The organism is Nonomuraea turcica (assembly GCF_030718205.1).
GTDB lineage: Bacteria > Actinomycetota > Actinomycetes > Streptosporangiales > Streptosporangiaceae > Nonomuraea.
On the sequence record NZ_JAUZQF010000010.1, the window covers coordinates 347,589 to 361,993 of the forward strand.

General features: G+C 70.1%; 13 protein-coding genes. 10 read left to right on the plus strand and 3 right to left on the minus strand.

Annotation, left to right across the window (positions count from 1 at the left end):
* The first annotated feature begins 66 nt into the window (after nt 1-66).
* The gene (locus Q9G87_RS26905; RefSeq protein ID WP_305919249.1) at nt 67-1,497 is read left to right on the plus strand and encodes an FAD-binding oxidoreductase; all 1,431 of its coding nucleotides are present in this window, start codon (nt 67-69) and stop codon (nt 1,495-1,497) included.
* Here the strand turns inward: Q9G87_RS26905 and Q9G87_RS26910 are convergent.
* Entirely contained in the window at nt 1,494-2,201 is a 708-nt protein-coding gene (locus tag Q9G87_RS26910) for a L,D-transpeptidase family protein (protein WP_305919250.1), read from the minus strand. The two genes, Q9G87_RS26905 and Q9G87_RS26910, sit on opposite strands and share 4 nt — an antisense overlap.
* Before the next feature lie 226 nt (nt 2,202-2,427).
* Here Q9G87_RS26910 and Q9G87_RS26915 point away from each other — a divergent pair, with 226 nt between their 5' ends.
* From Q9G87_RS26915 to Q9G87_RS26930, 4 genes are all read left to right on the plus strand, one after another.
* Complete coding sequence (locus tag Q9G87_RS26915; RefSeq protein ID WP_305919251.1) at nt 2,428-3,075, plus strand: HAD family hydrolase; 648 nt, start codon at nt 2,428-2,430, stop codon at nt 3,073-3,075.
* A 94-nt stretch (nt 3,076-3,169) separates the two neighbouring features.
* Nucleotides 3,170-3,688, plus strand: a complete 519-nt coding sequence (locus Q9G87_RS26920; RefSeq protein ID WP_305919252.1) for a DUF6912 family protein — start codon at nt 3,170-3,172, stop codon at nt 3,686-3,688.
* An 89-nt stretch (nt 3,689-3,777) separates the two neighbouring features.
* The gene (locus Q9G87_RS26925; protein ID WP_305919253.1) at nt 3,778-4,404 is read left to right on the plus strand and encodes an HAD family hydrolase; all 627 of its coding nucleotides are present in this window, start codon (nt 3,778-3,780) and stop codon (nt 4,402-4,404) included.
* Between the two features lie 91 nt (nt 4,405-4,495).
* On the plus strand, nt 4,496-5,224 hold the full coding sequence (locus Q9G87_RS26930; RefSeq protein ID WP_305919254.1) for an HAD family hydrolase: 729 nt from the start codon (nt 4,496-4,498) through the stop codon (nt 5,222-5,224).
* Nucleotides 5,225-5,331: 107 nt separating this feature from the next.
* Here the strand turns inward: Q9G87_RS26930 and Q9G87_RS26935 are convergent, their stop codons facing one another.
* On the minus strand, nt 5,332-6,849 hold the full coding sequence (locus tag Q9G87_RS26935) for a penicillin-binding transpeptidase domain-containing protein (protein WP_305919255.1): 1,518 nt from the start codon (nt 6,847-6,849) through the stop codon (nt 5,332-5,334).
* Between the two features lie 159 nt (nt 6,850-7,008).
* Here Q9G87_RS26935 and Q9G87_RS26940 point away from each other — a divergent pair, with 159 nt between their 5' ends.
* From Q9G87_RS26940 to Q9G87_RS26960, 5 genes are all read left to right on the plus strand, one after another.
* Complete coding sequence (locus Q9G87_RS26940) at nt 7,009-7,926, plus strand: LysR family transcriptional regulator (protein WP_305919256.1); 918 nt, start codon at nt 7,009-7,011, stop codon at nt 7,924-7,926.
* Nucleotides 7,923-8,780 (plus strand): serine hydrolase, encoded by an 858-nt coding sequence (locus Q9G87_RS26945; protein ID WP_305919257.1) that lies wholly within the window; start codon nt 7,923-7,925, stop codon nt 8,778-8,780. The genes Q9G87_RS26940 and Q9G87_RS26945 overlap by 4 nt, the downstream gene beginning before the upstream one ends.
* A gap of 58 nt (nt 8,781-8,838) precedes the next feature.
* The gene (locus Q9G87_RS26950) at nt 8,839-10,806 is read left to right on the plus strand and encodes an acetoacetate--CoA ligase (RefSeq protein ID WP_305919258.1); all 1,968 of its coding nucleotides are present in this window, start codon (nt 8,839-8,841) and stop codon (nt 10,804-10,806) included.
* A 170-nt stretch (nt 10,807-10,976) separates the two neighbouring features.
* Nucleotides 10,977-12,635, plus strand: coding sequence for an alkaline phosphatase D family protein (locus tag Q9G87_RS26955; protein ID WP_305919259.1), 1,659 nt, complete (start codon nt 10,977-10,979; stop codon nt 12,633-12,635).
* A 130-nt stretch (nt 12,636-12,765) separates the two neighbouring features.
* A complete protein-coding gene (locus Q9G87_RS26960; RefSeq protein WP_305919260.1) occupies nt 12,766-13,521 on the plus strand; it encodes an SDR family NAD(P)-dependent oxidoreductase in 756 nt (251 codons plus the stop codon).
* Nucleotides 13,522-13,548: 27 nt separating this feature from the next.
* On the opposite strand, the gene Q9G87_RS26965 is transcribed toward Q9G87_RS26960, so the two are convergent.
* Nucleotides 13,549-14,376 (minus strand): FadR/GntR family transcriptional regulator, encoded by an 828-nt coding sequence (locus tag Q9G87_RS26965; protein ID WP_305919261.1) that lies wholly within the window; start codon nt 14,374-14,376, stop codon nt 13,549-13,551.
* Nucleotides 14,377-14,405: the final 29 nt, after the last annotated feature.

The following is a 14,405-nucleotide window of genomic DNA, read 5'->3' on the forward strand; positions in this document are numbered from 1 at the left end:
TGCCGAACCCGGTGGGCCATCCGGGCGTCTCACCAGTCGATTGACGTCGATGACGAGGAGGCGCCGATGGACCGCCGGGATTCGCCACGCCGGGAGACGCCCGTGGACCGGCGCGGTTTCCTGCGTGCCGCCGCACTGGCCCCGCTGGCCGCACTGGCCGCCCCGCCGCCCGATTGGGCGCGGTTGCGCCGGCGGTTGGCGGGGACGCTCGTGCTTCCGGGGGACGCGGGGTACGCCACCGCCCGCCGCCTGTACAACCCGGCCTACGACCGCATCAGGCCGGGCGGGGTCGTGTACGCCGAGAACGCGGCCGACGTGGCGGCGTGCCTGGCGTTCGCGAAGGCCGCCCGCGTCCCCGTCACCGCCCGCTCGGGCGGCCACTCGTACGCGGGCTGGTCCACCGGCACCGGGGTGGTGATCGACCTGTCCAGGATGAGCTCGGTCGCCTACGCGAACGGCCGGGCCACGATCGGCGCGGGCGCCAAGCTGATCGACGTCTACGACCGGCTGTCCCGGCACGGCGTGAGCGTGCCCGCGGGCACCTGCCCCACGGTGGGGATCAGCGGGCTCACGCTGGGCGGCGGGCTCGGGGTCGTGTCCCGCAAGCATGGCCTGACCTGCGACGCCCTGGAGTCGGTACGGGTCGTCACGGCGGACGGCCGGGTCCTGGACTGCGACGCCACCCGCAATCCCGGGCTGTTCTGGGCCTGCAGGGGCGGTGGCGGCGGCAACTTCGGCGTGGCCGTGTCCTTCACGTTCCGGACCTTCGAGACAGGCGACGCGACCGTGTTCTTCCTGCACTGGCCATGGTCCAGGGCGCGGGCGGCGGTGCGGGCGTGGCAGTCGTGGGCCCCGTCGGCGCCCGACGAGCTGTGGTCGTCGCTGCACCTGGCGCGGTCGGGGAGCGGCCTGGACGTGGAGCTCGTCGGCACCTATCTCGGCGGCAAGTCCTCGCTCGACCGGCTGCTGGCCCCGCTCGTGCGGCGGATCGGCCGGCCCTCGTCGCGCTCGGCGCGGACGGTCTCCCATCTGGAGGCCATGAAGATCATGGGTGGCTGCTCGTCGAAGCCGGTGGCCGAGTGCCGGCGGATCCCGCGGACGACGTTCTCCGCCAAGTCGCACATGGCGTACCGAAGCCTGCCCGAGGACGGGATCCGGGCGCTGGTGAGCGGGGTGGCTCGTGGCGGGCGGCACATGGTGCTGATGGACGCCATGGGAGGCGCGATCCGCCGGGTGGATCCGACGGCGACGGCGTTCCCGCATCGGGCGGCGCTTTTCAGCGTTCAGTATTACCAGGACGGAATGGAGCGGTCGTGGCTGCGCGCCCTCCACACCGACATGTCCAAATATTTCGGCATTAATGCCTACGTGAATTACATCGACCCTGATCTGGAAAATTGGCGTACCGCGTATTACGGGCCGAACGCGGCGCGGCTGGCCGAGGTGAAGGCCACCTACGACCCGGGCAGGCTCTTCCGGCTTCCCCAGGGCTTTTAGATCTTGCCGCGCACGTACACGCGGTCGCCGATCCCGACGATCTCGTACAGGCGCTTGGAGACGGCCAGCGGCAGGCGTACGCAGCCGTGCGAGGCGGGCCACGGCGGCACCCGCGTCGCACCGTGCATCGCGACGCCGCCGACGAAGTAGAGCGAGTTGTACATCGCGCCCAGCCGCCCGGTCGTCCAGCCGGGCGACCGCCGCGTGACGCGGAAGTCCCCGGTCGGGGTGACCGCGCTCCCGCAGTGCCCGTTGAGGCAGAACGGCTTCTCGGCGCCCGAGGAGATGTGCGAGATCAGGACCGGCCGGTTGTGGCGGTAGACGGTGAGCAGCTGGTCGCGCAGGTCGATCTCGACCCTGTCCGCACCCCCGTTGGGCACCATGGGGCGGTTGCGGCTCGGCCCCTCCAGCGCCTTCCAGACCTCCGGGCCGACCGTGCCGTTCGGCCTCAGCCCGCCGCTCTTCTGCACGGCCCAGACCGCGAACATGGTCTGCTCGTCGTAGACGCCGTTGATCTTGCCGTAGTAGTAGCCGCGGTTGTGCAACCGCTGCTGCAGCAGCGTGACGCTCTCGCCGCGGTCGCCCGGCTTCAGGACCGCCGTCTCCGTGCCCATTTCCTCCTCCGCTCCGGTGGGCTTGCTGACCAGGAAAGGCAGGCCGAAGGCGAGAACCAGAGCGGCAATTCCCCGTACCTTTGTGCTCATATATCGACGCGTACCCGGATCGCCGAGAATCCACCTCCAATGGAGGTTTTGGCAAGCAAAAGCTCGTCGATCTAATGAGTCCCACTAAATGCGTCATTTCGGAAAATAAGTCGTGAGCGGGTCGACCGCCGGGCGACCGGCCATCGGCGTCGGTGGCGCATGTCGCCGGGCCCGCCGATCCCGCGGAGGTCTTACCCTAGAACGAGATTCGAGCCAGGAGGTGTTCGTGGTCACGGGTGTGCTGATCGACTGGGGTGGGGTGCTCACGACCAGCCTCTCCGACGCCATCGCCAAATGGATCGAAGCGGACCGGATCGACGGCGAGCACTATCGCCACGTGATGCGCGAGATGGTCGACCACGCCTACAACGGCGACGGCGAGAGCACCATCCACGCGCTCGAACGGGGCGAGCTCGACGGGCCCTCCTTCGAGCGCGATCTCGCCGCCCGCCTGCAGACCCTGGACGGGGTGCCGCCGGTGGCCGACGGGCTGCTCGCCCGCATGTTCGCGGGGTTCGAGCGGGTCGAGGCGATGTACGACATGCTGCGCGACGTGCGCGAGCACGGCGTCAAGACCTGCCTGGTGTCCAACTCCTGGTCCAATGAATACCCGCGGGACGACTGGGACGGGCTCTTCGACGCGGTGGTGATCTCCGGCGAGATCGGCATGCGCAAGCCCGAGCCGCGCATCTTCCACTACGCGCTCGGCCAGGTCGGGCTGCCGGGCGAGGAGTGCGTGTTCATCGACGACATCGAGGCCAACATCGTGGCCGCCCGCGCGCTCGGCATGACCGGGATCCACCACCGCGACACGGACTCGACCCTTTCGGAACTCGAGTCTCTCCTACGCCTCACGTTGCGGCGGGCATCATAGTGACCTCAACGGCTGAGACGGATTCGCGGCCAAGCGAGGACCTCCGTCTCAGCGCGCCGAGCGGAGCTCGGCCAGAAAGCACGAAAGGTTCCTGATGCGCGTCTATCTGCCGTGCACTCTCCCGGCCCTGGCCAGGGCAGTCGAAGCGGGAGAGCTGGGCCCGGCCCCGCTGACCGGCTACGCGGTGACCCCCGCCCTGACCGAGTGGTACGCCTCGGGGGACACCGAGGAGCTCGAATACGTCGCACTGACCGAGGCGGCCCGCGCCTCGCTGCGGATGCTGGCCGCCGACCGCGCCGACGGCGTGGCGGCCGCGCCCCGCCGCGTGGTGGTGGCCGCCGAGGTACCGGACGGCTCGATCTCCGCGGGCGTCGATCTCGAGGAACGCGCCCGGGTCCGCCTGTCCGAGCCGGTCCCGCTGGCCAAGGTGGCTTCGGTGCACATCGACGATTCCGCCGCGACTCGCGACATCGAGGCGGCGATCGGCGCGTTGCCCGCCGCCGACCACGGCGACGACGACGCCCGGTTCACGGTGGACGGGGCGGAGGCGCACGAGCTCATGTGGTACGCGACGCAAGAGATCCCGGACCTGCTGAGGTCACCCTCATCGTGAGCTCCCCCGCCTGCGCGCGGGGCCCCGACCGGTCGAGGCCCCTCGCCGTTCACAGGAATGTCACGGCCACCCACTAGGCTGGACGCGAAATGACGAAGCACATTGTCTGGGATTGGAACGGCACGCTGTTCCACGACATCGACGCCGTGGTCGGGGCCACCAACGAGGTCTTCAAGCCATACGCGCTGCCCGCGCTGACCGCCGACGGCTTCCGAGCCGTCTACACGCGGCCCATCTGGGTCGCCTACGAGCGCCTGCTGGGCCGTCCGCTCGCCGACGGCGAGTGGGAGCTGCTGGACGACGGGTTCCACGAGCATTACTACCGGCTGAGCGACGCCTGCGGGCTGGCCGCCGACGCCGAGCTCGTGCTCACCGGCTGGACCGGCAGCCAGTCGCTCTGCTCGATGGCGCCGCACGCGCACCTGGTGCCCAAGGTCGACTCGTTCGGCATCAGCAGGCACTTCACCAGGATCGACGGGCTGCTCGGCACCACGGGCGGCGAGAAGGCCGCGCACATGACGGCCCACATCCAGGCCATGGGCATGGACCCGGGCGACATCCTGGTGATCGGCGACAGCGTGGACGACGGGCTCGCGGCCAAGTATGTGGGGGCCAAGGCCGTGCTCTACACCGGTGGCATGACGACGCGGGCCGAGCTGCAGAGCACCGGGCTGCCGGTGGTCGACACGCTGGCCGACGCCCTGGATTACGCCTAATACCACCGAAATCGCGCACGGGGCGAACGTCGGCCGGGCGCCGCCCGTACCCTTGCAGTGTCCCCCTCAGGAGGCTGCCATTAATCGCCTTGTGCTGTGGAACGTCGACCTGACCCTGGTCGACGTCGCCATCGTGTCCAGAGACGCCTACGCGGAAGCCTTCCGCGCCGTGACCGGCCGGCCGCTGGTCAAACTCGTAGCGCCGATGGGCCGCCCGGACTCCGAGATCGTCTTCGAGACGCTCGCCGTCAACGGGATCCAGGCCGAGGACGATCATCTGCCCCGGTTCCTGTCGGCGCTCGCCGCAGCCTTCGCCGACCGGCGCGGGCGGCTGGCCAAGGAAGGGCGGATGATGCCGGGGGCCAGGGACGCGTTGAAGTCGGTGTCCAGGCTGGACGGCGTGGTGCAGACCGTGCTGACCGGCACGATCAAGAGCAACGCCGTGCACAAGCTGAAGGCGTTCGGGCTCGACAAATACATCGACTTCGAGCTCGGAGGCTACGGCGAGGAGCCCTATCCCAAGGCGACGTTGCTCCAGGTGGCCCAGGGACGGGCCAAGCAGCGCCTGGGGACCGCGTTCACGGCGGCCAACACCGTGATGATCGGGGACTCTACGCGGGACGTGCAGGCCGCCAAGATCGGCGGCGCGGCGATGATCGGCGTTGCCTCGGGGCGCTCGATGGCGAGCGAGCTTCGGGAGGCCGGCGCCGACGTCGTCCTGCCGGACCTCTCCAACGCCTCGGAAGTGGTGGCCGCGGTCGCCGGACTCACTTCCCCGGCTCGACCACAAAGCCGCCCGGCCCCCGCCCCGCCGCGATAGCGCCTGCCAACCGACCCGACCGGCCCGACCGGCCCGACCGGCCCGACGCAACACGACCGGAGCGGGCCGAAGGGGCGCGACCAAGCGGGACGGGGCGGCGGGACGGGTCAGGGTAGGGCGGTGAGGAAGCGGGAGGCGATGGGGGCGGCCACGGCGGAGCCGGCGCCGGCGCCTTCGACGATCACGGCGAACGCCAGGTCGCCTTTGTAGCCGATGAACCACGAATGCGCGGGTGGTTCCTTGCCGGAGCCGTACTCGGCCGTGCCGGTCTTACCGGCCGCGCCCGCCGGGAAGCGTACGGCGTGGGCGGTGCCGTCCGTGACGACGGCGGGCATGAGCTTGCGCAGTGCGGACACCACGGCGGGCTCCAGGGGCCGGGGCCCAGAGTCCTGCCCGGTCGGCTCCTCGCTGACGAGCCGGGGCGGGACCCAGGCGCCGGAGGCGACGGCCGCGGCCACGGAGGCCATGTTGAGCGGGCTCGCCAGCACCCGGCCCTGACCGATCGAGGCGGAGGCCAGGTCGGTGTCGTCCTTGGGGTCGGGGAACTCGGCCCGTACGGCGGGCACGCCGGGCGTGATCGCCGTCCCGAAGCCGAAGCTCCTGGCGACCTCGGCCAGCCGCGCACCGCCCAGCGAGGCCACGCTCATCTCACCGAACGTCGTGTTGCACGAGTGCGCGAACGCCTCCTGGAACGTCAACGTTCCATAGTCCTTGAAGCCGGCGTTGTGGAACGGGAAGCCGCCGATGTTCTTCTCGGCCGGGCACGCGACCTGCTCCCCGGGCGAGACCCCGCCCGCGACCAGCGCGGAGGCCGTGACGACCTTGAACGTCGACCCCGGCGGATACTTGCCGAGCAACGCCCGATTGAACCCACCCGGCTTGTTGACCACGGCCAGGATCTCCCCGGTCGAGGCCCGCAGCGCCACCAGCGAGGCCGGCTTGCGCACGCCCTCCAGAGACGCCGCCCCGGCGCGGTGGACGGCCAGGTCGAGCGTGGTCTTGAGCGGCCGGTTCCCGCCTGCTTCGACGACCGTCTTGATGGGCTGGTCCCCCTGGTAGAGGTCGATTCTGTAGCGGGCGGGGGCCTTGAAGCGGTCGGGGTAGGTCTGCTTGAGGCCCTCGACGAGTTGCTGCACCGAGCCGGGCGCGTCCGGGGTGTTGAGGGGGGTGCCGTCGGCGGCCAGGACCCGCACCGGGTCGCCCTGCTCCGCGACCACCCGCAACGAGTGGCCCGCCTTGAGCAGGGGGTGCAGGGCGGCCGGGCTCCAGGCGACCTTCCACGTGCGGTCCCGCTCGACGAACCTGAGCTCTCCGCCGTAGTCCCAGTCCAGCTGCCGCCCGCTCAGCCTGGCCTGGAACGTCACGACGCCGCCCATGTCCTCGGCCGTGGCCGCGAAGACCCCCGTCGGCACGTGTCTGCGGAAGGTCGCCTCCGTGACCTTGAGGTCGTTGTGGAACCGTCGGTGCCGGGCCTCGAAGTCGGCGGGCGGGTCGGCGACGAGCGCCCGCATCGCCGCATAGTCCTGCGCGGTCCAGGCGGTGAGATACCGGTCGGCCATCTCCTCCGGTGTGCCCTGCGTACGCAGTGCCCAGATCACGCCGCCCGCCGCGACGGCGGGAACCAAGAGCCCCGCCGTGATCCACGGCCACCCTCGCGACCGCGGCCGTCGTCGTATTGTCCCCGTTTGTGGTGCCATGACCGAGAGGACACCAGAAGCGCGCTTGGAGTGTCCAATATTGATATGGCTGCCTCACCCATATAAATCTAGATATAGTTGCTGGTTATGGACCTGGTCCGTCATCTTCGCTACTTCATCGCGGTGGCGGAAGAGCTGCACTTCGGCAACGCCGCGATCCGGCTCGGCATGGCCCAGCCGCCGCTCAGCCAGCGCATCAAGCGCTTGGAAGAGGAGCTCGGCACCCGCCTGTTCGACCGCTCCGCCCGCCAGGTCCGGCTCACCGAGGCGGGCAGGCTGGTGCTCGGCGAGGCCCGCGAGATCGTGGCCAGGGTGGACCGCCTGCACGAGCTGGCCAGGCACGGCGAGGACACGGTGCTCAAGGTCGGTGTCCCGCCCGACCTGGCCGCCGCCGTGATCGCCGCCCTGGTCGCGGACTTCCGCGAGACCCATCCCGAGGTACGCCTCGCGCCCACCGAGATCTGGACCGCCGACCAGGTGACCGCGCTGGCCGAGGGCATGATCGACGTCGGGCTCGTCCGGCATCCGGTGACCGCGCCGGGACTGCGCTTCGGCGATCCGCTCGTCCAGGTGCAGGGCGTGCTGCTGGCCGCCGGTGACCCGCTGGCCGGCGTGGGCGAGGTGCACCTGGCCGACCTGGCCGGGCGGGAGCTGCTGATGCCGCCCAAGGACGGCGAGCCCGGCATGTACGCCGAGACGCTGGCGGAGTGCCGCCGCCACGGCTATGTCCCCCCGCAGGTGCACCAGGGCGCCGGGCTCGGGCTGGTGCTGGCGGGTGCGGCGGTGGCGTTCGCGCCGAAGGCCGAGGTGCCGGGGCTGGCGTGGCGGCCGCTGCTAGGCTCGCCGATCGCCTACCAGGTCTCCACGGCCTGGCGGGTGGCCACGGGCCCGATCGACGATTTCTCGGCCGTGGCCGTACGGACGTTGAAGGAGAGCGCCGGGATGACGGACGCAGGCGCCGTGCCCGCGCGGCGGGTCAGCCGCAGGCCGGGGATGCTGGCATGAGCGGGCCCGACTTCGAGACGCTGTTCAGGATGGCAGGCGTCGCCGGCTGGCTGTACGCGGCCGACATCGACTCCGGTCGCGGAATCGGCCACGGGGCCGACGAGCCGTTGCCCACGGCGTCGATGTTCAAGGTGCCGCTGCTGGTCGAGTTCTGCCGGCAGGCCGACGCCGGGCTGCTCGACCCGACGAGCCGGGTGACGGTGACGGCCGGCGACCGGGTGGCAGGACCGACGGGCATCTCGGCGATGCTCGACGACGTGACGATCTCGCTGCGCGACCTGGCGTACCTGATGATCGCGGTGAGCGATAACAGCTCGGCCGACGTGTTGCTCGGGCGGGTCGGGATGGACGCGGTCAACGCCATGCTGGCGCGCCACGGGCTGACGGCGACCCGCGTGACGCAGAGCGGCAAGGAGCTCAACGAGAGCATGCGAAAGGACACCGGGCACGGGTGGCCGTACCTGGATCCGGATGAGGTGGCCCGGCTCAGCGCGCTGGACCCGGCGCGGGCGAACCGCAGCACGCCGCGGGAGATGGCCCGGCTGTTCGGGCTGATCTGGCGGGACGAGGCGGCCTCGGTTGCCTCCTGCGCCTGGATGCGTACCGTTCTGAACATGCAAGTGTGGCCGCACCGGCTGGCCTCCGGCTTCCCGTACGACGACGTCGCGGTCAGCGGCAAGACGGGCACGCTGCCGACGCTGCGCACCGAGTCCGGCGTCGTCGAATATCCCGACGGCAGGCGCTACGCGGTGGCGGTCTTCACCCGTTCCTTCAGCACCGCGCTCAATCAGCCGCGCGCCGACGCCGTCATCGGCACGGCCGCGCGTATGGCGGTGGACCACCTACGGAGATAGTCAGTTGTGTGGGGGGTACAGGTATGTCCTCCCACTGATCGGGCGACAGGATGGGCACATGGTTGCTGAGGGCGAGCTTCTCTGGGAGCCGAGCGAAGAGGTGGTCGAAAGGGCCCGGCTGACCCGCTACCTGGAGTGGCTGGGACGGCGGGAGGAGTCCTACGAGGACGTGTGGCGGTGGTCGGTCGACCAGCCGGCTGCGTTCTGGACGTCGATCTGGGACTACTTCGACGTCATCGGGGAGCGTGGCGGCGGGCCGGTGTTGTCCGGCACCATGCCTGAGGCACGGTGGTTCGCCGAGAGCTCGCTCAACTACGCCGAGAACGCGTTGCGCGGGGCCGAGGGCACCGCGCTGGTCTTCGTCTCCGAGGACGGCGCCCGCCAGGAGCTGAGCCGCGCCGAGCTGCGTGAGGAGGTCGCCCGCGTGCGGGCCGGGCTGCTCAGGCTCGGCGTGCAACGGGGCGACCGGGTCGCCGGCTACCTGCCGAACATCCCGCAGGCTCTGATCGCCTTCCTGGCCACCGCCTCGCTGGGCGCCATCTGGTCGGCCGGCTCGCCCGACTTCGGGGTGCCGAGCATCGTCGACCGGTTCAAGCAGATCGCGCCGAAGGTGCTGATCGCGGTCGACGGCTACCACTACAACGGCAAGAGCTACGACCGCTCGGCCGCGGTCAACGAGATCGCCGCCGAGTTGCCCTCGCTGCGTGCCACCGTGTGGATCCCTTACCTGGCGGCGGCCGACGAGGGCCGCGCGCCGCAGCAGGCCGAGCCCACTCCAGCGCACACCCAGGAGATGCCGCACGGCGAGGTGATCGGCTGGGAGGGACTGCGGGCCGAGCTTGGGCCGCTGGAGTTCGAGCGGGTGCCTTTCGATCATCCCCTGTGGATCCTCTACTCCAGCGGCACGACCGGGTTGCCGAAGCCGATCGTGCACGGCCACGGCGGGGTGGTGCTGGAGCATCTCAAGTCGCTCGCCTTCCACCAGGACCTGGGCGAGGGCGATGTGTTCTTCTGGTACACCACCACGGGCTGGATGATGTGGAACTACCTCATCGGCGCCCTGCTGGTGGGGGCCACGCCGGTGCTGTACGACGGCTCGGCCACCCATCCGTCGCCGGCCGCGCTGTGGCGGATCGCCGATTCTGAGGACGTGACGTACTTCGGAGTCGGGGCGCCGTACATCATGGCCTCGCTGAAGAGCGGTGTGCGGCCGTCCGGGCTGGAACGGCTGCGCGGGGTGGGCTCGACCGGGTCTCCGCTGCCGCCCGAGGGGTTCGCGTGGGTGGCGGCCGAGCTGCCCGGGATCCCGATCGGATCGTTCTCCGGCGGCACGGACGTGTGCACGGGCTTCGTCGGGGCGACCATGCTCCACCCGATCAGGGCGGGGATCATCCCGTGCCGGTCGCTGGGCGCGAAGGTGGAGTCGTACGACCCCGCGGGCAAGCCGGTCGTCGGCGAGGTCGGCGAGCTGGTACTGACGCAGCCGATGCCCTCGATGCCGGTGATGTTCTGGAACGACCCCGGCGGCGAGCGCTACACCGAGAGTTACTTCGACGTCTATCCCGGCGTGTGGCGGCACGGCGACTGGATCAAGATCAACGAGGACGGCAGCTGCGTAATCTACGGGCGCTCCGACTCGACGCTCAACCGGGGCGGCGTCCGGATGGGCACCAGCGAGTTCTACCGCGTCGTCGAGCGGTTCGAGGCGATCGCCGACAGCCTCGTGATCGACACGGGTCAGCTCGGGCAGGAAGGGCGGCTGCTCCTGTACGTGACGCTCGCTGAGGGCGCCGAGCTCACCGAGTCGCTCGAACGCGAGCTCTGCGCGGCCCTGCGCGAGGAGCTGTCACCCCGGCACGTGCCGAACGAGATCCGCGTGGTCCCCGGCATCCCCCGCACCCTGTCGGGGAAGAAGCTGGAGGTCCCGGTACGCAAGATCCTGCTCGGCACGCCGGTGGAGGAGGCCGCCAATCCCGACGCCATGGCCAACCCCGAAGTGCTGCAACACTTCAGGCCGCGGCCCTGAGCGGCAGGCGCTCGGTCGCCCGCACGCCGTAGCCGACGCGCTTGACGGCCAGGTCGTGCACCCAGCGGGCGACGTTCATTTAGCACAAAGCAACGATATTTCAACCTCTTGATCACTTTCGGCTCCTGCAGTCATGGTGGGGTAGACCCATGATCGACAGGAGCTCGCGCATGAACAGGTACAGCCGTCGAGGATTCCTCACAGCGACGCTGGTGGCGGGCTCGGCCGCCGCAATACCAGGTTGGGTGGGGACGGGAACGGCGGCTGCCGCGAGCACCCCGTTCACCCTTGGGGTGGCCTCGGGCGATCCGGCGCCCGACGGGGTCGTGTTATGGACCAGGCTGGCTCCTGAGCCGCTCGCCGTGGACGGCCGCGGCGGTATGCCAGAGCAGGCCGTACAGGTGCAGTGGCAGGTCGCCGCCGATGACCGGTTCCGGCGTGTCGTTCGCGAGGGCATCAGCCTGGCCAGACCGGAGCATGGGCACAGCGTGCACGTTGAGCTGCACGGCCTGCGTCCCGGCAGGGAATACTTCTATCGGTTCCGCGCGGGCGGCGAGATCAGCCCGGTCGGCCGGACCAAGACCGCGCCTGCGCCGGGGGCGGACCTGAGCGCCCTGGCCTTTGCCTTCGTCTCCTGTCAGTGCTGGTATGAGGGCTTCTACACCGCCTACCGGCACCTGGCCCAGGAGGACCTGGACGTGGTCTTCCACCTCGGCGACTACATCTACGAGTACGGCGTGGGCGCGACCGGCGGGGTGCGCGGGGTCAGCCTGCCCGAGCAGTACCTGAAGGAGACCTTCACCCTGACGGAGTACCGCAACCGGCACGCCCTCTACCGGACCGACCCTGACCTGCAGGCCGCGCACGCGGCGTTCCCCTGGATGGTGACGGTCGACGACCACGACGTGGAGAACAACTGGGCCAAGGACATCTCCCAGATCGACACCGAGCCCGACCAGGACCCGCAGGTCTTCCTGCAACGGCGGGCCGCCGCATTTCAGGCGTACTACGAGCACCTGCCGCTGCGCCGCGCCTCCATGCCCGGAGGGCCTGACATGCGGCTCTATCGGCGCGCGTCCTTCGGCAGGCTGGCGACCTTCAACGTGCTCGACACCCGCCAGTATCGCGACGACCAGCCGTGCGGCGACGGATTGGACGTCGGATGCGCGGACCGGCTGGACCCGAACCGGACGATGCTGGGCGCCAGGCAGGAGGAGTGGCTGCTCGGCGGCCTCGCGCGCTCGCGTACGACGTGGAACATGCTGGCGCAGCAACTGCTCATGGCGCCGCTCGACCACGACGCCAGTCCCGACGTGCAGGCCTTCGGCATGGATCTGTGGGACGGCTACGCCTCCGCCCGCGCCCGGCTGCTGTCGGGGATGGTGGAGCACAACGTGCGCAATCCGGTGGTGCTGTCCGGTGACATCCACCGCAGCCTGGCGGCTGAGCTCAGGCCCGACTTCGACGACCCGAACTCTCCGGTCATGGGCGTGGAGTTCGCCGGGACCTCGATCGCCTCCGGTAAGGACGGCGCCGACCAGGACGGGCTCGGGCAGACGTTCCTCGCCGCCAATCCGCACCTGAAGTTCCACAACGTTCAGCGTGGCTACGTGCGCGCCACGGCGACTCCGGAGACGTTGACCGTCGACTACCGGATCGTGCCCTACGTTACGCGGCCGGGGGCGCCCATCTCGACTCGTGCGTCGTTCGCGGTGGAGGCGGGCAACCCCGGCCTGCACCAGACGGCGGACAACCCGCCGATCGGCGTTCGGACCATTCCGGACGTGGCCGGCGAGCTGGACCATCTCGCCGAGCAACCGCAACGCTGACCCCGTCGGGCCGGCGGGTGGGACGGCTTGCTTCCGAGTCTGCGCCTCCCACCGGCTGGCCTCGAGGGAGAACACCTCCTCTCCGGCATAAGATTCTGGTTTTACCGGTCAAACCAGAGGAGGATGGATCATGCCCGTACTAGCGGGGCGCTCCGCGTTGATCACCGGTGGCGCAGGAGACATCGGTGCCGCGATGGCCGCCGAGCTGACTCGCAGGGGAGCTCGCGTTACGCTCCTCGACGTGAAGTCGCCGGCCGAGGCCGACCCATGGATCGCCACCGCATCCGCGCACGGCAAGGTGGGCTATGTGCAGGCCGACGTGCGCGATCGGCCGTCCCTGGACGCCGCCGTCGACGAGGTCGGACATCTCGATATCGCCATCGCCAACGCCGGCGTCGTCAAATCCGCCCCGTTCCTGGAGATCTCTGTCGAGGATTGGGAACAACAGCTGGCGATCAATCTCACCGGCTGCTTCCACACCGCCCAGGCGTCCGCACGGCGCATGGTGGCCCAAGGATCTGGCGGGCGCATCGTGCTGACGGGATCCTGGGTCGGCACGGTGCCGTGGCCGGAGATCGCGGCCTACAGCGCGTCGAAGGCCGGCGTGGCGATGCTCGCCCGGTCGATGGCCAAAGAGCTGGCACCGCACGGCATCCTCGTCAACGCCCTCGCGCCGGGAATTGTGGCCGCGGGGCTGGCCAAGTGGCAGTTCGACAACGAGCCCGCCTACGCCGCGCGGGCCGCCCAGGCCATTCCGCTGGGAGTTCCGCAATCCGCCGAGCAGGTGGCCAGGGTGGCCGCGTTCCTGTGCTCACCCGACGCCGACTACATCACCGGCACGACCCTGCTGGCCGACGGCGGCTGCTCGCTGTTCAACCAGGACTGACCAGGTCGGTGGCGGTTGGAGATGACCCTAGCGCTGACGGGAGTTGGGCTCCAGCCGCAGCAGGTCGTCGTCGGGGCCGTCGAGCGCGGTCAGCACCGATTCGATGATGCCGTCGAGTGACACACCCGGCCCCATCAGCCGGGTGAGCTCGCGGCGGGCGAGCGTGTCGAGCCCCTTGTCAAGATCTTCGCCGTAGTGGTAATGCGCCACGGACAGGTGCCCCTCCATGGCGCGGCGAGCCCGTTCGGTGTCGCGGTCGGCGATCGCCGCGAGGATGTCGTCGTGGTATGGAGCGCCCTCTCGGACGATCGTGGGGTCGGCGAGGCTGCGCAGCATGTATTCGAAGGTGAGCCCAGCGATCGACAGGAACATCACCTCCAGCACGGAGTTGCGGGCGGCCCGCGCGATGAGGATGTGGAAGGCGATGTCGGCGCGGGCCTTCTCGACGACATTCCCGGCCATCTCGAAGGCGCTCAGCATCTTGCGCAGCGCGGTGAGATCGTCCTCGGTCGCGTTTCGCGCGGCCAGCACGGCGGCGTGGGTCTCCAGCATGATCCGCGCGTCGGTCACCTCACGCGGGGTGGCGTTGCGCCGACGGTAATAGGCCTCCAGCGGGCGGATGCTGTCGACGCTGCTCGGCTCGCGGACGAACGTGCCGCGCCCGGGAATGACCCGGACCAGCCCACGCTCCTGTAGTTCCTTGATGACTTCGCGGACGGAGGGGCGGCTGAGCCCGAAACGCTGGGCAAGCAGCCGCTCGGAGGGAAGCCGGCTGCCCGGGCTGATCTTCCCGGTGAGCAGGGCGTCCTCGAGATAAGTGGACAGCATGTCACGCGGAACGGCGTCAATCGTCACCGGTGATCCTCCCCGACAGCACCCCGCGC